The organism is Shimazuella sp. NTD250 (assembly GCF_059510375.1).
In genome coordinates this window covers 40,252-58,876 of the sequence record NZ_JCAJZS010000002.1, presented here as the reverse complement: position 1 = coordinate 58,876, position 18,625 = coordinate 40,252, and the positions used below count along the sequence as shown (strand labels likewise).

The 18,625-nt window shown below is 38.7% G+C and carries 21 protein-coding genes; 15 read left to right on the top strand and 6 right to left on the bottom strand.

The genetic code is table 11. The annotated features are described in order from the left end of the window. The first annotated feature begins 7 nt into the window (after positions 1–7). Complete coding sequence (locus tag AC5WOF_RS05070; protein WP_496048866.1) at positions 8–679, top strand: site-2 protease family protein; 672 nt, start codon at positions 8–10, stop codon at positions 677–679. 173 nt (positions 680–852) lie between these two features. Further along, positions 853–2,076: a cytochrome P450 gene (locus tag AC5WOF_RS05065; RefSeq protein ID WP_496048865.1), complete on the top strand. Its 1,224-nt coding sequence runs from the start codon at positions 853–855 to the stop codon at positions 2,074–2,076. Between the two features lie 58 nt (positions 2,077–2,134). Here AC5WOF_RS05065 and AC5WOF_RS05060 read toward each other — a convergent pair whose 3' ends face one another. Then, positions 2,135–2,764 carry a spore coat protein gene (locus AC5WOF_RS05060; RefSeq protein WP_496048864.1) on the bottom strand — a complete coding sequence of 210 codons (630 nt, stop codon included), beginning with the start codon at positions 2,762–2,764 and terminating at the stop codon, positions 2,135–2,137. 176 nt (positions 2,765–2,940) lie between these two features. Between AC5WOF_RS05060 and AC5WOF_RS05055 the strand changes: the two genes are divergently transcribed. Continuing rightward, complete coding sequence (locus AC5WOF_RS05055; protein WP_496048863.1) at positions 2,941–4,413, top strand: catalase; 1,473 nt, start codon at positions 2,941–2,943, stop codon at positions 4,411–4,413. Positions 4,414–4,464: 51 nt separating this feature from the next. Here the strand turns inward: AC5WOF_RS05055 and AC5WOF_RS05050 are convergent, their stop codons facing one another. The 3 genes from AC5WOF_RS05050 to AC5WOF_RS05040 all read right to left on the bottom strand — a co-directional run bounded on the left by AC5WOF_RS05050 (position 4,465) and on the right by AC5WOF_RS05040 (position 6,962). Beyond that, the gene (locus tag AC5WOF_RS05050) at positions 4,465–5,112 is read right to left on the bottom strand and encodes a cupin domain-containing protein (protein ID WP_496048862.1); all 648 of its coding nucleotides are present in this window, start codon (positions 5,110–5,112) and stop codon (positions 4,465–4,467) included. A gap of 117 nt (positions 5,113–5,229) precedes the next feature. After that, entirely contained in the window at positions 5,230–6,204 is a 975-nt protein-coding gene (locus tag AC5WOF_RS05045) for a YncE family protein (RefSeq protein ID WP_496048861.1), read from the bottom strand. Between the two features lie 62 nt (positions 6,205–6,266). After that, the gene (locus tag AC5WOF_RS05040) at positions 6,267–6,962 is read right to left on the bottom strand and encodes a YiiX/YebB-like N1pC/P60 family cysteine hydrolase (protein ID WP_496048860.1); all 696 of its coding nucleotides are present in this window, start codon (positions 6,960–6,962) and stop codon (positions 6,267–6,269) included. Positions 6,963–7,114: 152 nt separating this feature from the next. Between AC5WOF_RS05040 and AC5WOF_RS05035 the strand changes: the two genes are divergently transcribed. Beyond that, positions 7,115–7,423: a hypothetical protein gene (locus AC5WOF_RS05035; RefSeq protein ID WP_496048859.1), complete on the top strand. Its 309-nt coding sequence runs from the start codon at positions 7,115–7,117 to the stop codon at positions 7,421–7,423. A 48-nt stretch (positions 7,424–7,471) separates the two neighbouring features. Here the strand turns inward: AC5WOF_RS05035 and lplA are convergent, their stop codons facing one another. Next, on the bottom strand, positions 7,472–8,467 hold the full coding sequence (gene lplA / locus AC5WOF_RS05030; protein WP_496048858.1) for a lipoate--protein ligase: 996 nt from the start codon (positions 8,465–8,467) through the stop codon (positions 7,472–7,474). 292 nt (positions 8,468–8,759) lie between these two features. On the opposite strand from lplA, the gene AC5WOF_RS05025 reads away from it, so the two are divergent. From AC5WOF_RS05025 to coaD, 3 genes are all read left to right on the top strand, one after another. Further along, positions 8,760–9,287 carry a DUF2062 domain-containing protein gene (locus AC5WOF_RS05025; RefSeq protein WP_496048857.1) on the top strand — a complete coding sequence of 176 codons (528 nt, stop codon included), beginning with the start codon at positions 8,760–8,762 and terminating at the stop codon, positions 9,285–9,287. A 274-nt stretch (positions 9,288–9,561) separates the two neighbouring features. Next, positions 9,562–10,188 (top strand): 16S rRNA (guanine(966)-N(2))-methyltransferase RsmD, encoded by a 627-nt coding sequence (gene rsmD, locus AC5WOF_RS05020; RefSeq protein ID WP_496048856.1) that lies wholly within the window; start codon positions 9,562–9,564, stop codon positions 10,186–10,188. Beyond that, the gene (gene coaD / locus AC5WOF_RS05015; RefSeq protein ID WP_496048855.1) at positions 10,185–10,676 is read left to right on the top strand and encodes a pantetheine-phosphate adenylyltransferase; all 492 of its coding nucleotides are present in this window, start codon (positions 10,185–10,187) and stop codon (positions 10,674–10,676) included. The genes rsmD and coaD overlap by 4 nt, the downstream gene beginning before the upstream one ends. On the opposite strand, the gene ylbJ is transcribed toward coaD, so the two are convergent. Further along, positions 10,673–11,890 (bottom strand): sporulation integral membrane protein YlbJ, encoded by a 1,218-nt coding sequence (ylbJ, locus tag AC5WOF_RS05010; protein ID WP_496049429.1) that lies wholly within the window; start codon positions 11,888–11,890, stop codon positions 10,673–10,675. The genes coaD and ylbJ overlap by 4 nt on opposite strands. 209 nt (positions 11,891–12,099) lie before the next feature. Here ylbJ and AC5WOF_RS05005 point away from each other — a divergent pair, with 209 nt between their 5' ends. From AC5WOF_RS05005 to fabD, 8 genes are all read left to right on the top strand, one after another. Further along, a complete protein-coding gene (locus AC5WOF_RS05005) occupies positions 12,100–12,894 on the top strand; it encodes a patatin-like phospholipase family protein (RefSeq protein ID WP_496048854.1) in 795 nt (264 codons plus the stop codon). Then, entirely contained in the window at positions 12,887–13,927 is a 1,041-nt protein-coding gene (locus AC5WOF_RS05000) for a SepM family pheromone-processing serine protease (RefSeq protein WP_496048853.1), read from the top strand. Before AC5WOF_RS05005 ends, AC5WOF_RS05000 begins: the two co-directional genes overlap by 8 nt. Before the next feature lie 239 nt (positions 13,928–14,166). Further along, positions 14,167–14,697, top strand: a complete 531-nt coding sequence (locus tag AC5WOF_RS04995) for a YceD family protein (RefSeq protein WP_496048852.1) — start codon at positions 14,167–14,169, stop codon at positions 14,695–14,697. A 64-nt stretch (positions 14,698–14,761) separates the two neighbouring features. Then, entirely contained in the window at positions 14,762–14,944 is a 183-nt protein-coding gene (gene rpmF, locus AC5WOF_RS04990; protein ID WP_240875104.1) for a 50S ribosomal protein L32, read from the top strand. A 164-nt stretch (positions 14,945–15,108) separates the two neighbouring features. After that, positions 15,109–15,657: a transcription factor FapR gene (gene fapR / locus AC5WOF_RS04985; protein WP_496049428.1), complete on the top strand. Its 549-nt coding sequence runs from the start codon at positions 15,109–15,111 to the stop codon at positions 15,655–15,657. Between the two features lie 12 nt (positions 15,658–15,669). After that, complete coding sequence (gene plsX, locus AC5WOF_RS04980; protein ID WP_496048851.1) at positions 15,670–16,671, top strand: phosphate acyltransferase PlsX; 1,002 nt, start codon at positions 15,670–15,672, stop codon at positions 16,669–16,671. Beyond that, a complete protein-coding gene (locus AC5WOF_RS04975) occupies positions 16,668–17,663 on the top strand; it encodes a beta-ketoacyl-ACP synthase III (RefSeq protein WP_496048850.1) in 996 nt (331 codons plus the stop codon). The genes plsX and AC5WOF_RS04975 overlap by 4 nt, the downstream gene beginning before the upstream one ends. Further along, complete coding sequence (gene fabD / locus AC5WOF_RS04970; RefSeq protein ID WP_496048849.1) at positions 17,663–18,625, top strand: ACP S-malonyltransferase; 963 nt, start codon at positions 17,663–17,665, stop codon at positions 18,623–18,625. The genes AC5WOF_RS04975 and fabD overlap by 1 nt, the downstream gene beginning before the upstream one ends.

Here is an 18,625-nt window from a genome sequence, read left to right as displayed (position 1 = left end):
GAACTTATTGGATTTTTCGTCTTTTTTCGCCTATCCGCTTGCGGATATCCCTTACGTAGTAGTCGCCTTATTGCTGGCATTTACCATACATGAATTAGCTCACGCCTATACTGCTTATCGATTTGGTGACCCAACTGCAAAAAATGAAGGGAGATTAACTTTAAATCCACTTGCACATATTGACCCGGTGGGGACGATTCTGATTTTTTTAATGGGGTTTGGTTGGGCCAAACCAGTTCCGGTTAATCGATTTTATTTTAAGTCTCCAAGGATAGCAGGAGTATGTGTAGCTTTAGCAGGTCCAGTTAGTAATTTGTTACTTGCTTTTGTGTTTATGAGTATTTTAAAAATATTTTTGCTATTGGGAGTATTGGAGAGTAACGTAGCCATTGCAGAGGTATTATTTCGATTGATTGATGTAGTGGTTCAGCTCAACCTCGTATTGTTTCTGTTTAATCTTTTTCCGTTTCCTCCACTGGACGGGTACCGGATCATAGAAGAATTGGTAAGTCCGAGTATCCGATTAAAAATGCAGCAATACGAACATTATGGATTACTTGTCTTCGTTATTCTGTGGATAACGCCACTCGGGGAATTTGTACTCACTCCTGTTTTTCAACATATAAGCCCGATGATATATCATTTTTTTGCAGCTTTATTAGGAATTTCTTTTCCTTAACGAAAACCACCAACTTCTTTATGAGTTGGTGGTTTTCTATATACACAATTCCTCTTTGCGTGAGAGAAGTCCCTTTTTTTGATTTTTTAGTGAATTCGTTTCATTTTGCTTCCAGATGTGATAAATTAACACATGAGTGAATATGTTAATTTAACATATAAGGGGCGTTTGTCATGAGTTCATCAAATCAAACTATTCTTTTACAAGAAATATCAAAGTTTAATTCAAAAGAAGAACAATGGGAACCTTTTGGTTGGTACCAACAGATGAGAGAGAATAATGCCGTTTTTTATGATGCAGAGCAGGATGTTTGGAATGTATTTTTATATGATCATGTGAAGACTGTGCTTTTTGATCACCAGTTATTTTCCAATAAAAAAGTACGAAGTTTAATTCCTATTCCACGGAAGATGGATAACCGAAGTAATATCAACTTAGTAGACCCTCCTGAACATTGGAAACGACGAGCTCTTCAGTCTCAAGCATTTATGCCAAGAAATTTGAAACAATGGGAACCTAGAATACAAGCTATTGTGGATGAGTTAGTCGAAGAGATGGAAGGCGAGTCTACAGTGGATATTGTGCAGAAATTAGCGATTCCTTTACCAGTTACGGTAATCGCAGAATTGTTAGGTGTTCCTTCTAAAGATAGGGGTATAATTAAGGCTTGGTCGGATGTTCTCTTTCTCCCCTATAACAAAGAGGCATACAGTGATATTGCCCAAGAAAAAGGTAAGGCTATGAAGGAATTCCAAGAATACTTGCATCCGATTGTCCAAGAAAAACGAAAACATCCTGTAGATGACATTATCTCGGATTTGACAAAAGCAGAGCTAGAGGGAGAACAACTAACGGTTGAAGAAGTGGTCATGTCGAGCATTGGATTGCTAGGCGCAGGTAATGAAACGACAACTACGCTTATTTCCAATGTATTCTATTCACTATTGTTTGACCAACCAGGCATTTATCAAGAACTGAAAGCTGACCTATCACTGGTTCCTAACATGATTGAAGAAGTGCTCCGCTTCCGTTTTCCAGCTACTATGGATCGAAAGGTAGCGATAGACACGAATGTTTTTGGGCATGAGATGAAGGAAGGACAAGCAATAGTAGCATGGATTGGCTCCGCAAATCGAGACGAAGCTCAATTTGGTCATGCCGAAGAGTTTGATATCCACCGCCAAGGAAACCAACGTCATCTCACATTTGGAGCAGGTCCCCATTTTTGTTTAGGCGCCCCCCTCGCCAGAATGGAAGCCAATATTGCTTTAACGACATTCGTGAAACGGATTGCGAATATACAAAAGGTAGAAGGATTTAAGCTTACAGAGCATTTAACAGATTCAGTAATCGGTCAAGCGTTAAAAAGTTTCCCTATTCGATTAATGAAAGCATAATAGGGAGAATATTACCATAAATACAAAAAAGGCGATCCTCATGGATCGCCTTTAATTATTAATGCATAGCAGGAGTGGCAGGTGCAAATGCATGAACTAATGCATTTGTTGTTTGCTGATCATATTGAGGAACTTGGTAATGTCCATTTTTATTTCTCCAAAGGAAGAGTTCATAGGTCATTTCGATTGCATTTGGAACGCCATCTGCAATGACTCTGCGGACGACAGGGTTGGTTACTTCTGTTGCAGCCATAGCTTTCGAGGAAGCCAACCCTTTTACCAAATTGAGCATAAATCCTGAAATACAAGCATCATCGATGGCATTAGGTTGTTTGGGTTGTTTAGGGGTAGGAGATGGTTTTAATCCATAAACAATAGACTCATTGTTTTGATTAACCATTTGATATCTATTGGTTCCATGAGCTGGATCTTGTCCTGTCGAAAATGCTTGCACAAGCATATTGTATTCATCAAGAATAAATTGATATTGATTGTTGGCGATTTGAACTAATTCTTGATTTTTCAGTTGACCACGGAACATTGCATATTGTTCCAATGCACCGATCATACCGCCTAGTATTTCATGTACATCATTTAGTTCATGACCACCGTGGTTATAGGTAACAGAGCCAGTCTGCATGTTTTGTTGTGGTCTTTCATTTTGGAATCCATTTTGTGGTGTTTGCATCGAACATTCCTCCATCAGATTGATATAATTACTCTCCCCTTAGTCAGGAAAAATATTCATTTTGTTTGATACAAATTTCTCTAAATGAAATCGAAAAAAGACTTGAAATAAATATCATTTTATAATTATTATTATATAGGAAAGATAATCAATTACAGATAGGAGCATCTACTTATATGAGTGAACGCTTAACAACTAATCAAGGTTCTCCAGTAGGAGATAATCAAAATTCACGTACCGCTGGGCAACGAGGTCCTACACTGTTAGAAGATTATCATTTATTAGAAAAGTTGGCACATTTTGATCGAGAAAGAGTACCTGAGCGTGTTGTTCATGCACGAGGTGCAGGGGTGCATGGTGTTTTTACCGTCCATAATAGTATGGAGAAATATACAAAAGCTGCATTTTTACAAAAGAAAGGTAAAGAAACTCCTGTATTTGTTCGTTTTTCTACGGTGATTCATCCAGCTGGTTCTCCAGAAACAGCTCGTGATCCACGGGGATTTGCAACAAAATTTTACACAGAAGAAGGTAACTATGATTTGGTCGGAAACCATTTGCCGGTTTTCTTTATCCGTGATGCGATAAAATTTCCTGACATGGTGCATTCCCTAAAACCCGCACCAGATACCAACATACAAGATCCAGATCGTTACTGGGACTTTATGACTCTATCTCCTGAGTCTACACATATGCTTACATGGGTATTTTCTGACTACGGGACCCCTGCCAACTATCGTCAGATGAATGGCTTTGGTGTCCATACCTTCCAATGGGTAAATACACAAAACGAGCGCTTCTATGTCAAATATCATTGGAAACCTTTACAACAAGTGAGGAATTTGTCTGCGAGTGAAGCTCAAGTAGTTCAAGGTCAGGACTTTAACCATGCCACAAGAGATTTATTTGATCATATTGAAAAGGGCGATTTTCCAGAGTGGGATTTATACGTTCAAGTCTTCCCCATAGTAGACGAAGATGCTTTTATTGATAAATTCGAATTCGATCCCTTAGATCCAACTAAAGTGTGGTCAGAAGAAGAATACCCTCTGCAATTAGTTGGTCGTATGACTCTAAACCGAAATCCAAAAAACTTCTTTGCAGAAGTAGAGCAATCTGCTTTCTCACCTAGTGCATTGGTTCCTGGTATTGAACCCTCTGCAGATAAACTATTGCAAGGTCGATTGTTCTCTTATCCAGATACCCAACGTCATCGGATCGGGCCAAATTATTTGCAACTGCCAATCAATTGCCCATATGCTACAAAAGTGAACAATTACCAGGTAGATGGAAATATGCAAGCACGTACGGATATATCCACCATTAACTATGAACCAAATAGATATGATGATACGCCAAAAGAAACAGGCAGTAATGATGTAGAGAGTGAAACACCACTTACTGGTGCAGCTGGTAGGAAGCCCATATCCCAAACACTTAATTTTCGGCAAGCTGGTGAATTGTATCATTCCTTTTCAGCAGAAGAAAAAAATAATCTGATACACAATTTGACGAATGATTTGTCAGATGTAGATGAACGTACTAAATTACTAGCAATTTGCAATTTTTATCGAGCAGATAAGGAATATGGAGAAAGATTGGCTAAAGCATTGGGTGTTGATATCACACCGTATGTATCGAAAATATAAATAAAAAAACCAGCTTGTAGGCTATCCAGTCGATAAGCTGGTTTTTTACTATTAATACCAAAATCCATTGTAGGGGTTATTTTCATAACTATCCTGCTTGGATCGTTTGTATTTTTTTGTTTGTGAAACTTGGGAATTTTGTGTTTCGGAACATGATTCACCTACACACTCATCCGTTGGTCCGATGAGAGGCATTTGATTTTTTAATGGAGCTAGTGCTTTTTTTAGCAGTTTTGGATCTAAACAATACGTATGAGTAAAAACTTCAGTTGGCGTCTTGGTTAAAATATCAGAACCCGCAATATACTCTGGATAAGGTGCATCAAAGATGGCAAGTAGATGAGTTCCGTCTGTTGTGGCTACCTCCCAGTGCCACCAACCTTGAGGAATATTTGCAACTTGACCTGGAGTAATCGGAATGTCTGATTTTTTATTGGTAAAAGGATTGATAAGAGAAACGAGCGCCGAACCTGAAATACAATAGACCAATTCCGCAGCATTTTGATGATAATGTGGTTCTACTACACGGTTTTTGCTTAAAAAAATATCCAGCAAGGAAACATTTCCTAATGTGTTTAATTCATCTCTACCTAATTTATTTATAAAATTGCAATTATTGAGCGTGAAAAATCGATTTTGATTGACATCAGAAAAATATTGTACATCTCGGCTTTTGTAATCCATGTAACGTGTTGTCACAGCGATGTACTCCTTCCTAAATGGTGATTCCCTTGTAACATATGACTAGTCAAGAAATACGTGACAAATATCCCAAACAGCAAAAAAAAGATCCTCCAATTGCAGGAGGGATTAAAATTAGAAAACGACGATATCTTGGACAGTAGTATCTCGAATCGTTGGAAGAAGGTACTTTTTTTTCAATTTCCAATTTGAGATATCATACACTCCAACCAATCCTTGTCCATTTGCTGGGATTTGAGATAGCACATATAATTCATTGGCTTTTTGTTTTAGTTTGAAAACAGGTTGTGGGAGTTCAATTTGTTCGAGGATTCGATATGTTTTCCGATCGATCTTCGTCAATTTTTTACTGTTTTGAAATGAGACGAGCAAGTACCGTGACGTTGTAACAATATATTCGGGTCGTGAGTCAGGCAAAGTTTGATAGGTGATTTTCTTTGTTTTGCAATCGAAAATTGCGATTTGTTTTTGATTGGCGACAGAGGTAATAAATAAGTGATGATCGATGATTTGCATGTCATTTGCTTGGTCAATTTTGATTGGTATCGTCGCAGTGATTTTTGCAGAATCACGGTTTATTACATAAAGGACAGGCTTTCTTTGTTCTATAATCGTAGCAAAGACATAAATATAAGTTTGGTCAAAGGTTGCGATTCGCGGAAAGCCTGATACTATTGTCGATCGGCTTGTTTTTCCTTCCTGCCACTCCACTGTGCCAGCTTGTAGTGCTGAATTAAAAGTGGTGACACGAAAGTTTCCTGTTTGTTTCATATAAATAGGATAAAGGTGACTCTTTGCTTCTTTTAATTCATTATTTGCAAGGGTTAGCGAATAAATTTTATTTTCATATTGAACTGGGAAAAATAAATTTCCTGATCCATTATTTACGATTTGAAAAATGCCCATTGCGGGTATTTCAAATTCATCATCCTTATCTCCATTTTGGTCGAAAAGGACAAAAGCACTGTCAGGTATAGTGGCATTTGTGTAGATGGCCCCGAATGTATGGGTACTTGGCAAGGAGGAAACGGTGCAGCTTGTTATCAGAATGCTGATGCAAAGAAAATGTAGAAAATACCGGAGTCTCACATATCCATCTCCTTCTGTAAAACAGGTTATTTTCTATAAAACATAGAAAATAACCTGATGGCTTAACCTTGTGAGTAGTAGGGGATCGTATAGGGGCTTTTAATGAGATCAACAGGCCAAACGGCATAGCCTCCATAGTTGAGATCCCATCCTCGGTTATACCATGCCCTCCATACCAACTGAGAACAGTAGAATCGCGCTGTAGTGGTAATATTGAAAAAATTGTAATTGTACCCTTTGCCGATTTGTTCTCGGTTGTAGGCAGCTACATACTTGTAATCTTTTGAAGCAGCACCTTCTACCCACAAAGCTTTTACTTTTTTGTATCTTGTTTTCCAATCGTTCACCCAATGCCGTACGCCGTTTAATCCGATGGATTTGTTACCAAAAGATTCAACTACATAGCCAGGTACATCGGATACGATACCTGTGTGCCCACCAGCCCATTCAAATCCTGCGCTTGTGCCATCTAGTGTCACTAAAATATCTCCAGGTTCACCGATGGCATTGCCGGCTACAAATAAGGACTGCATTTGTGCGTCTTTAATTTTTACGTGTTTTACAGCAGCTTCTTTTTGTATGCGTTCGATGGGAAGATTGTTATTCCATTTGTAGACTTGGTTTAATGTTTCCTTTTTAGCTTGAAGGGACATCTTAATTTTGTTAAAGTCAAGGGTGGCTGCATGACTGGTAGAGGGTATTAAAATAGTAAACAAAGCGATGAAAAAGGCGATAATCGAATAAAAAGAAAAGCGCATATTTTCACTCCCTTTTCTTTCTCTTATTGTAATTAAAATTCCATAAAATGTTCAATCTTTATTTTGTATTCGATTTGGTCAATTTGTTTATCCACTTTAACGACATGTGGAATAGACTAGAAAAAGATTGTTTTACTGGAGGTGGACAATTTTTGAGTAGAGAGCGAGAATATCAAGAGATTTCGGATTCCATCAATCACTTGGTTGGTCGAAAGGCAGTAACATCCAAAAAAATAAAAAATGTGGTACAAGAGGCAAAACATCTTCGTAAAACCCAAGGGACGTCTGGTTTAATGCGTTTTGCTTCAGCGTTGCCTTACAAGTTTTTCACGCCAAAAGAGTTGGATTATATACAAACTACTCCACAATATCGAGAACTATCTAATAGATTGATCGATTTGTTAGTTGTTGAAGGGGTCATATCCTCTTTTGAAGCGATGTTTTTACGCAAGCAAGTATAAAAAAAAGGAAGCGTAACTTTTCGTTCGCTTCCTTTTTGTGTATTGTTATTAGTAGATTAGGTCTAAGAAATCTGCTTTGCTGATATTACCAAAGTAATGCTTTACTTCTACATTTTGTAATGCTTGTTCTAAATCAGCACGGTCATATCGGATACCTTCTAATCTTTTTTCTACATCACTTACATCTCCAACACCAAAAAAGTCACCATAGATTTTACAATTTTTTATTACTCCCCGTTCACCGACATTTAAGCGTACATCAATAGAACCGATGGGAAAACGTTTGGATTGTTGAACATTAAATACAGGAGACTCTCCAAAGTTCCAATCCCAATTTTGATAACGGTCTTTAGATATTTGATGGATTTTTGTCCAATCGGAATCTGTGAGGATATATTCTGGTATTGGATAGTTACCTTCGAATATAGAATTTAACAAGGCGTCACGAAATTGTTTCATTGTAAGGGGTCTGTCGAGAAATTCGGAGATATTCGCTACTCGACTACGCACGGATTTGATCCCTTTAGACTGTATTTTGTCTTGTTTTACATGGAGCGCTTTGCTTACTTGGTCTAGGTCGACATCGAGCATTAATGTTCCATGACTAAACATGCGTCCACGCCGAGAGAATTGGGCGTTTCCGGATACTTTTTTGCCCTCCACTATAATATCGTTTCGACCACTTAGTTCTGCATGGACTCCTAATTTTTGAAGTGCTTGTATAACAGGCTCGGTAAATTTACGGAAGTTTGCAAAGCTCTTACCATCATCTTTGGTTAAGAAGCTAAAACTCAAATTTCCTAAATCATGATATACTGCTCCACCACCTGAAAGTCGTCGTACGACATGAATTCCATGTTCTCGTACATAATCGACATGAATTTCTTCGACTGTATTTTGATGTTTTCCGATAATGATGGATGGTTCATTGATATAAAAGAGTAAATAACTTTCCTGATCTATCTTTAAGTGCTCCAATACATATTCTTCAATTGCTAAATTAATTTTTGGGTCAGTAATATTACGATTGTCAATGAATAACATGGAAATTTCCTCCTAAGTTATGATAAACAAGTTCATCATAACGCGATAGAGATTGCATGAGAAGTATAATATTATTTATAATTGAATTGAAAAGGTGTGATTTGTAGTATCTTTTGCAAAAACAGGGGTACTATATTCAAATCTTTGTTAGAAATATGGTTCATGCAACGTTAAAATATGTTAAGTGTACGGATGGAAAAAACATGTTATTCTTATGAATGTATTGCCAGCATAACCATAATGGTAAACATGAAAAACAATACAAGGGTATGATATAAAGGGTTGTTATTGGATGAGCGAAAAGAAAAAAAAGAAAATACCAAATTGGTTTTTACAAATTCCACGTGCAATCCGCTACAATTACCTCAAGTTGTTACGGTCGCCTGAAGGAGGAAAGAAAGTTTCTTTAGGCTTTGCATTGGGATTTGGATTGGAAATGATTGTTTTACCTACCGCTTCCTTGATTTATATTCTGTTTTATCCAATCGTTCGCCTATGCGGAGGATCATTTCCAGCCTCTATCATCGGAAATGTAATTGGTAAATTGTCTTTTTTGCCAGTGATTTTGCTTCCTTTCTCCAAAAAAATAGGAGAGCTTATCTATCCAACCCCATATGAAGACCATGTAGTCAAGTTTCATCATATCTACCACCAGTTATTACAGGGTGATTTTCGTGTGGTCAAGGATATTTTTCGTGGGGGTCTGCACATTTTAATTGGTCAGACTATATTTGGTTGTATCTTGGGTATCGCTTCCTATTTTGTTATTTACTATCTTTATGAACGTCAGAGAAAGAAAAGGATGGCACAGGGAGATTAAGGGGAGATGGTCAACTGCTGAAGGAGTAGTTGATCTTTTTTGTTTATTCCACTTGTGTCTGTTTTCACAAAGCTTATATTTAGTATAATGGAGTAGTAATGCAAAAAAAATGACTCGCGAGCTTTTCGCGAGTCCATGGTATTTTCACCATATGGGAAAATACGAAATGGGAGAGGAGAAACCGGAGGAAGAGCTTATGGGGAAACGTAAGTCTTCTCCGCGGTTAGACAGACCTTAATGGGTACTGTCTTTATTTATTGTTGCCATAGCTTGCTTGTTTATTCAACAATTTGATATTTTTATCAAGAGAAAAAAAGTTGAAGGTGCTAAAGTTATGCGAATTATAGCAGGAAGTGCAAAAGGAATACGATTAAAAATGGTACCTGGAAACCATGTCAGGCCAACGACTGATCGAGTGAAGGAATCGCTCTTTTCGGTAATTGGTCCCTTTTTTGATGGTGGAAAAGGATTAGATTTATTTACTGGGACGGGTTCCCTTGGACTAGAAGCAATAAGCAGGGGTATGGATCAAGTTTATTTTGTAGATCAATCTGACGTTAGTTTACGAATTGCCAGAGAAAATGCGGTGCATTGCGGATTATCCGAACAGGCTGTATTTTTAAGAAGAGATGCGAGAAGTGTTTTAAAGTATTTTGCGACAAAATCATTGCAATTTGATCTGATTTTCTTGGACCCACCTTATCATGAAAAACTTTTGCAACCAGTTCTTTCTTTGATACAAGAAAAATCACTTTTATCGCAGGCAGGATTGTTGGTGGTGGAACATCCGCATACTTTATCGATTCTTTCATCTGATAGTAGCTTTGTTACTTCTAGAGAACTCTCTTATGGAGATACTATTATTACATTGTTGAAACAGAAGGGAGAAACATCAGCGTGAAGGTAGCTGTATATCCAGGTAGTTTTGATCCGATCACTTATGGTCATCTCGATATTTTAAAAAGAGGGGCTAAAATATTTGATAAAGTGATCGTAGCAGTACTGATCAATTCAGCCAAACAACCTCTCTTTAGTGTAGAAGAAAGAAAACAAATGATCACGGAAGCCATCAGTCAAACTGATTATGGTGTACCAGTTGAAGTAGATAGTTTCGAGGGGTTATTGGTAGACTATTTACGAGATAAAGATATTCATGTCATACTTAGAGGTTTACGTGCCATTTCGGATTTTGAGTATGAACTTCAAGTTGCTTCTATCAATCGAAAACTAGCTAATGACGTGGAGACAATTTTTTTGATGACCAATAACATGCACTCCTTCATCAGTTCAGGAAGTGTAAAAGAAATTGCCAAATATGGAGGAGATGTAACGGATTTGGTACCTCCTCATGTAGTAACGGCTTTAAGAGAAAAAGCAGATGTCGTTTAAACCGGAAAATGGTCTTGTTGTTTTCGTATCCGTTTCAGCAAATAGAACAGCCAGAAGGACAAGACAACAAGAGAAAAAACTTGCAAGTAAACCCACCAGTGCATAGGATTGTGAGTGATCCCAGTTGTCCAAGTGGGTGCAATGGCTTGTAATTTGGGTTTGAATAATTTCCAAAAAGCGAAAGTCAAGAAAAAAGCTAGTACAGCATGCAGTATTCTCGCAAAGAAATACGGACGATAGCGAATATCACTTTTACTCAGCACACTTGCAACTTGTGCATGAATAGACAGACCATTCCAGCCGAGAAAAAAACTGACGAGTGCGAGTTGTATAAGCAGTGAAACGTTTGGGCTGTACTCGCTGATCATTTGAGAACCAATGGTCATCTCCAGTATTCCGGCAACTAAGGGAATGGATAGTATATCAGAAAGATGAAGCAATTGAAGGATTGGTTGTAAAATGGAGGCTAATAATGCTGTAATTCCAACATACGTAAAAACATGAATCAAAACAGAAAAGATAATAACAAAACCACCGATCATGAGTAGTGTCTGTACAGCAGAAGTAACTGCCTCACCAAGCATTTGACCAATCGGTCTTCCATCTTCTATTCTAGCATGATGCATGGCGGCAAAAGCTCTGATGAAGCGTTTGCCACCGTGATTAGCTGAGGGTGTAAGCTGTTTTTCTCTTGCGTGAAATCGCATAAGGAAGGCAACAATGAAACAACTTACATAATGAACTACTGCTAGGATCATACCCACTGAAGGATTTTCAAAAAAACCGATTGCAATTGCTCCAAAAATAAATAGTGGTCCTGCGGTACAAGCAAAAGAGACAAGACGTTCTCCTTCTTCTTTTGTGATTAAGTTTTGTTCTCTGAGTCGAGTAGTGAGCTTGGCTCCCATCGGGTTTCCTGAGATGAGGGCAACAGCCATAACAAATCCACCAGAACCAGGTACACGAAATAAGGGACGCATAAAAGGTTCAAAAAATACACCTAACAAGTGGACAACCCCGAATCCCATCATGAGCTCTGCAGTAATAAAGAAGGGTAGCATCGCAGGAAAAACGACATCCCACCATATTTTTAACCCTCGCAAAGAGGCTTTAAATGCAATTTCGGGATAGAATACTAGCGTAACCGCAAACAATAGAGCAAACATACCTAAGAATAAAGTTTTCGATTGACTTTGAAGGCGATGGGAAATCATTGCCATACTGTAGTTCGCTCCTAACTTCAATTGTAACGTTACTTTATCGTACGCGGTTGTCCTACATAATATGAGTTGTTTGAAAACAGTTTCCTGGTTATAGTGAAACTTAAAATTGAATATTTTTCTACAAATTGGCAAATCAACAAAGATAAGCAGCTTACATTTTTCTTATTTTTTATGGAAGTTTTTAAGCGTGGGGTGATGTGGTGGGTAGGCCTAAAGTAGGGATTGCATTAAGTGCCGGAGCAGCGAGAGGATTTGCGCATCTAGGTGTATTGCAAGTTTTAAAAGAAGCAAATGTTACAATTGATTATATTGCAGGAAGCAGTATGGGAAGTTTTGTTGGTGCACTTTATTCCAATGGTTTAGATTTAGAGATGGTGAAACATCTTGCTATTCATTTAAAACGAAAACATTGGGTAGATGTCACACTCCCTGGATTAGGATTTATTACAGGAGATAAGATGCAAGCCTTGACTAGACTCTTAACCCATCATAAAAACTTAGAAGATCTACCAATACCACTTGCAGTAGTAACCACGGATTTAATAAAAGGTGAAAAGTTAGTTTTTCGAACAGGATCGGTAGCTGACGCTGTTCGTGCAAGTATTTCCGTACCTGGTGTTTTTGAACCGGTTCCTTATGGGGATAAGTTGTTAGTCGATGGGGGAGTAGCAGATCGTTTGCCTATTTCCGTTGTTCGTGACATGGGGGCAGACTTTGTTATTGCTGTCGATGTGTTGTCCAAATCATATGATGTGCAAGTTAAAAATATTTTTGATGTGATTACCCAAGCGATTACGATCATGGAGCGCCAAATTTTAGAACAACAGGATCTGGCTGCGGATTTTCTTGTTGCACCAGAGGTGGGCGACATTGCTCCAACTGCTTTTCATCGAGTAGAAGAATGTATACGCCGTGGGGAACGAGCTATTCGTCCTTATTTGACAGATTTACTAGATAAGCTAGCCAATTGGCAAGGGGAGAACAGACATGAGTGAAACATCCAGTAACAAACAAGCGATCCGGTTGTTATGGCTTTCTATATTACTTTTAATCATTGGTATTTGCTTTCTCATACATGTTCCCTACTATGCAATGCAACCTGGAGATGCAATTGATACAGGAACAGTAATTTCAGTTGATGGAGGTTATACGGAAAAAACAGGTGACTTTTTTTTAACAACCGTTGCGATGAAACAAGCTAATGTGTTTGATTATCTGTTAGCAAAAGTGAATAAAAAAATAGAGCTAGTACCCATAAAAGAAGTATTAGCTGAGGATGAAAACGATAAACAGTATGAACAACAACAAGTTGAGAATATGTTAGAATCCCAACATAGTGCTGTTATTGCTGCTTTTCATCAATCTAAAAAGCCCTATCGTGTTACATACAAAGGAGTAGAAGTTCTAGGAGTAACTTCAGGAGCAAAAAATCATCTGAAAAATGGTGATATCATTCAATCCATCGATGGAAAATCCACACTCACAACGTATCAGTTATTGAACTTGTTTAAAACAAAAAAAGCCGGGGACAAGGTGAGCGTAGAAGTACTGAGAGCGAATAAAAAAGTAACAGAACAAGCGACTTTGATTTCATTAGATACTGGCAACAATAAAGAAAAACGAGTTGGACTAGGTTTTCTTCCGATGGATCGTTTGCTTTCTTTGACCTCTAATCCAAAAGTAAATTTCAAAACGAATAATATTGGCGGACCATCTGCAGGTCTCATGTTTACATTGGAAATCTTGAATCAACTGACTTCAAAAGATTTAACCCACGGTTATGAAATTGCTGGAACAGGGACGATTTCCCCAACAGGTGCAGTAGGACAAATCGGTGGTATCCAGCACAAGATTGCCGCAGCGATGGAAAAAAATGCAACAATATTTTTTACCCCAAAAGATATTTATGAGGGTGACGATAATGAAGCGATTGCCAAAAAGACTGCAAAAGAATTAGGGGCAAATATGAAAATCGTTCCTGTAGCTACGCTTCAAGAGGCGATCGATTATTTGAATAAATTGAAGTAGATAATGAAAAAACAACTATCTCATTTGTTTGGTGAAGAATAGTTGTTTTATGTAAAGAGAGAAATCCTTCACCATCTCTTATCGGATCTTTGATATTTCCGGTAGAAAAATACTCTTAAATAGAAGAGATAATGGGTAAGATACAAGTATGTTTTCCACAAGCTAAGATGTGTAAAGATAAATAGGTTGACACCTAAATTTGATATCTCGTATAATTCACCTGTTAGGGAGTGGGCATATTGATCATTACAATAAACCAAATAAATCAAAAAGCTGAAGGTGTCTATCCTTTTCAGGGAAAGGTTTATTTGGAAGATTTAGTGGAAGAAGATCCAAATATTGTGAAATTGGAACCGGTTCAGGTAGAGGGAGAAGCAAGTAAGCTAGACTCCCATCTTTACCAAGTTTCAGCGAAACAAAAATGTGTCGGGAAATTGATATGTTCCAGATGTCTGACGACTTTTCCTACTTCATTGGAATCTTCTTGGTTTGAGAAGTTTACAGATAAGAAGGAATTGACCATAGACACAGAAGAAGAGACCATTCATCTTCTTATAGATGGACAGATTGAGCTTGATCAGTTTGTTAGAGAACAATTGGTGATCCATCTTCCCTATGCCCCGCTGTGTAAACCTGATTGTGCAGGTCTTTGTCCGGAATGTGGGGCAAACAAAAATGAGAACTCTTGTGATTGTAATACCCAGCGGATTGATCCGAGGCTTACGAAGTTACAAGATTTGCTTACAGAAGATAAAGATTCTGTATCCTAGCACTCTTTTTAGATTTGTAGTATAATGTTTCACATTGGAATTTTTTTTAGGAGGTGACTTTCCCATGGCAGTACCTTTTCGTCGTACATCCAAAACACGTAAAAGATTGCGTCGTACACACTTTAAATTAACAGTAGCAGGTATGGCTACTTGTGAAAAGTGTGGATCAGCTAAATTAGCTCACCATGTCTGCAAAGAGTGTGGACATTACAAAGGCGCAGAAGTTGAAGGCGTAGTAAGCCAATAAAAAGTCGGTGATACCGGCTTTTTTTTGTAGGACATCATACATATATTCAAAATAGGAGATGGTTCCCTTTCTTTGTGATTGCCAACTGAAGTCATTTTTTGTATACTAATTTAGTACTTGGTACTAGAATGTGGTCATAAAAAGGGGCTGATTCCGTCATGCGCCTGTCCAAAAAAATGCGTCAATCTCGATTGGTTCAATCATTTCAAGAAAATCCTTTCTTGACGGATGGAGAAGTAGCCAAGCAATGTCAAGTCAGTATTCAAACCATTCGTTTAGACCGTATGGAGCTCGGTATCCCTGAGCTGCGAGAACGATTAAAGCATATGGCAGAAAAAAGTTTTGATGAAGTGAGATCCTTGTCTCCAGAAGAAGTAATTGGAGAAGTGGTTTCGCTTGAGCTGGACCAGAGTGGGGTTTCGGTGTTAGAAATCAGTGAAGACCATGTGTTTGAACGAAATCAAATCGCAAGAGGGCATTATTTATTTGCGCAGGCGAATTCTTTAGCTGTAGCTATTGTAAATGCAGATCTTGTATTAACTCGTTCAGCAGCCATTCGCTTTGTGCGCCCAGTAAAATTAGGAGAAAAATGTATAGCACATGCAAAAGTGGTGCAAAAACAACCATCACGTTTTCAAGTGGATGTTGAAACAAAAGTACTTGATGACATGGTTTTTCAGGGAGTGTTTGATGTATACCGTGCAACCAACTGAAAGGAGTTCGCTATGCGAATCGCATTAGATGCACATGGTGGAGATGATGCACCAAACTCAGTTGTAGAAGGATTAAAGCTCGCTGCAAGAAAGTGGCCTGATATTTCTTTTATTCTTATTGGTACAGATGATTCGTTACTTCTTGGTAACAATCTTCCAAATATACAGTTTCATAAAGTTTCAGAAATAATTTCACCAGAAGATGAACCAGTTAAGTCTGTTCGAAAAAAGCGAGACTCATCGATGGTTGTCGGTTGTCAAATGGTGAAGACAGGTATGGCAGATGCGTTTATCAGCGCTGGCAATACAGGAGCACTCATGGCGGCTGGATTGTTTTATACTGGTCGAATGAAAGGCGTGGATCGTCCAGCGCTTTCTCCGGTATTTCCTACCCTGCAAGATAAGGGTATCCTGGTTTTGGATGTTGGTGCAAATCCCGAAGCTAAAGCAAATCATTTGCACCAATACGCTCTTCTTGGAAGTCTTTATGCCAAACATGTCCAAGGAATAGAAAACCCAAAAGTTGGCTTGTTGAACATAGGGGCTGAGAATGGAAAAGGTACTGCATTGACCAAAGAAGCATTTGATTTGTTGCAAGATGATGATCGTCTTCAGTTTGTAGGAAATGTAGAAGCAAGAGAAGTCCTTTATCGTCCTTGTGATGTGCTAGTCTGTGATGGTTTTAGTGGCAACATCCTTTTAAAGGGTACAGAAGGTGTTGCCAAAGCTTTGTTTGATCGACTAAAAGATGTATTTACTAAAAATATTTTAACGAAATTAGCAGCCAGTTTGTTACTGCCTCATTTAAAAACATTGAAGTCAGAGATGGATTACAAAGAACATGGAGGGGCTCCGCTGTTAGGATTATCAGGTGCGATTATAAAAGCACATGGTTCCTCTGATGCGACTGCTATTTTCCATGCAATTCGACAGGCCCGTCTTTTTGCAGAAGGGAATGTCATCAAACAAATGGAATCACATTTACACCCTACAGAAGGGAATGTGGGAAGATGAGAAGTGTAGGTATCATAGGTACAGGTGCATATTTACCTGAGAGGCGCCTGACAAACTTTGATTTAGAAAAGATGGTGGATACTAGTGATGAATGGATCACTTCTCGCACTGGTATCACAGAGAGAAGAATCGCGGCAGAAGATGAGGCATCATCAGATCTAGCTGTCAAAGCTGCTAAACAAGCGATGGAGAATGCTGGTATTACTGCGGATCAAGTAGATTTGATCATTGTCGCTACTGTAACACCAGATATGTCTTTTCCAGCCACTGCATGTCTTGTTCAAGAACAGATCGGAGCGCCAAGAGCAGCTACGTTTGATTTATCTGCTGCTTGTACTGGCTTTATTTATGGAATTTCTACTGCAGCACAGTTTATCGCTACTGGAACTTATCAACATGCGTTGGTTATTGGTGTAGAATGTCTCTCTCGGATTGTAGACTGGACAGACCGCAATACTTGCGTATTGTTTGGAGATGGGGCAGGAGCCGCAGTTTTGGGACCAGTAAAAGAAGGGTATGGATTTCAATCCTTCGAACTAGGCGGAGATGGAAGTGGGAAAGATCTGCTTAAAGTGGCGGCTGGTGGATCTCGTTTACCTGCATCGGAAAATACAGTAGCAAATAGTTTACACACTCTCTATATGAATGGGAGAGAAGTTTTTAAATTTGCCGTTCGTGTTATGACGTCTGCTTCAGATGTTGCATTAGAAAAGGCAAATCTCTCGTTTGAAGACATTGATTTATTTATTCCTCACCAAGCAAATTTGCGAATTATTGATGCGGCAATGAAGCGGTATGGATTACCAAATGAAAAAGTAGTGGTCAATCTAGATCGTTATGGTAACATGTCGTCTGCATCTATTCCAGTAGCCCTTCATGAGGCGATAGCAGAAGGTAGAGTTTCAGATGGGGATACCCTTGTCCTCTGTGGATTTGGTGGAGGACTCACATGGGGCGCCACCGTGCTAAACTGGGGAGGAGCTATAAAATAATGAGTAAAATCGCCTTGCTTTTTCCTGGACAAGGTTCCCAAAAAGTAGGGATGGGAAAAGAAGCATTTGATCAATCGGAAGAGGCACAAAAGGTATTTGAATCTGCGGATCAAGTGTTAAACTTCTCTTTATCAGATATTATTTTTCAAGGACCAGAGGAAGAATTAAAACTTACCTATCATACTCAACCAGCTCTCTTAACTACTAGTATAGCCCTTTATCGTTGGTTGCAGACCAAAGTAGATATCAAACCTGCATTTGTTGCTGGTCATAGTCTAGGAGAATATGCTGCTTTGGTTGCAGCAGATTCCCTATCTTTTGAAGATGCTGTCTCCGCTGTATATCAACGTGGTTTATACATGGATCAAGCGGTACCGGCTGGAGTAGGGGCAATGTCAGCAATCTTAAACCTAGATCGTGATGTATTGGATCAAATTTGCGAAGAAGTTTCTACAGCTGAAAATGTTGTCCAAGCTGCCAATTATAATTGTCCAGGACAGATTGTTATTTCTGGACATGCAAAAGCAGTAAAGATAGCTGGTGAGAAGGCTTTAGAGGCTGGAGCTAGAAAAGTTGTTCCTTTGGCAGTCAGTGGGCCTTTCCACTCTTCTCTTATGCAGCCAGCAGCAGAACAGTTACAGGAGAAATTTTCAACCTATGCTTTCCATGATGCTAAAATCCCAGTTGTAGCAAATGTCACTGCTAGACCTGTTACAAAAGCTGCTGATATACAAACGGCCCTTGTTCGGCAAGTAGCTTCACCCGTCTTGTGGGAAGATACGATTCGATATTTGCTTCAAGAGGGAGTCGATACTTTCATTGAAGTAGGATCAGGATCAGTACTTGCTGGATTGACTCGTAAAGTAAATCGCAAGGTAACGATGTTAAATGTTCAAGATCAAGCTTCATTGGAAAAGAGCCTTTCTCAGCTTGAAGGAAAAACGGAAGGAATGACGAGATAG

What these genes read in the sequence shown, in the direction of transcription:
- AC5WOF_RS05065 (WP_496048865.1), top strand. Translation starts at nt 853, where the DNA reads ATGAGTTCATCAAATCAAACTATTCTTTTACAAGAAATATCAAAGTTT.
- AC5WOF_RS05060 (WP_496048864.1), bottom strand. Translation starts at nt 2,764, where the DNA reads ATGCAAACACCACAAAATGGATTCCAAAATGAAAGACCACAACAAAAC.
- AC5WOF_RS05055 (WP_496048863.1), top strand. Translation starts at nt 2,941, where the DNA reads ATGAGTGAACGCTTAACAACTAATCAAGGTTCTCCAGTAGGAGATAAT.
- AC5WOF_RS05040 (WP_496048860.1), bottom strand. Translation starts at nt 6,962, where the DNA reads ATGCGCTTTTCTTTTTATTCGATTATCGCCTTTTTCATCGCTTTGTTT.
- lplA (WP_496048858.1), bottom strand. Translation starts at nt 8,467, where the DNA reads ATGTTATTCATTGACAATCGTAATATTACTGACCCAAAAATTAATTTA.
- AC5WOF_RS05025 (WP_496048857.1), top strand. Translation starts at nt 8,760, where the DNA reads ATGAGCGAAAAGAAAAAAAAGAAAATACCAAATTGGTTTTTACAAATT.
- ylbJ (WP_496049429.1), bottom strand. Translation starts at nt 11,890, where the DNA reads ATGATTTCCCATCGCCTTCAAAGTCAATCGAAAACTTTATTCTTAGGT.
- AC5WOF_RS05000 (WP_496048853.1), top strand. Translation starts at nt 12,887, where the DNA reads ATGAGTGAAACATCCAGTAACAAACAAGCGATCCGGTTGTTATGGCTT.
- rpmF (WP_240875104.1), top strand. Translation starts at nt 14,762, where the DNA reads ATGGCAGTACCTTTTCGTCGTACATCCAAAACACGTAAAAGATTGCGT.
- plsX (WP_496048851.1), top strand. Translation starts at nt 15,670, where the DNA reads ATGCGAATCGCATTAGATGCACATGGTGGAGATGATGCACCAAACTCA.
- AC5WOF_RS04975 (WP_496048850.1), top strand. Translation starts at nt 16,668, where the DNA reads ATGAGAAGTGTAGGTATCATAGGTACAGGTGCATATTTACCTGAGAGG.
- fabD (WP_496048849.1), top strand. Translation starts at nt 17,663, where the DNA reads ATGAGTAAAATCGCCTTGCTTTTTCCTGGACAAGGTTCCCAAAAAGTA.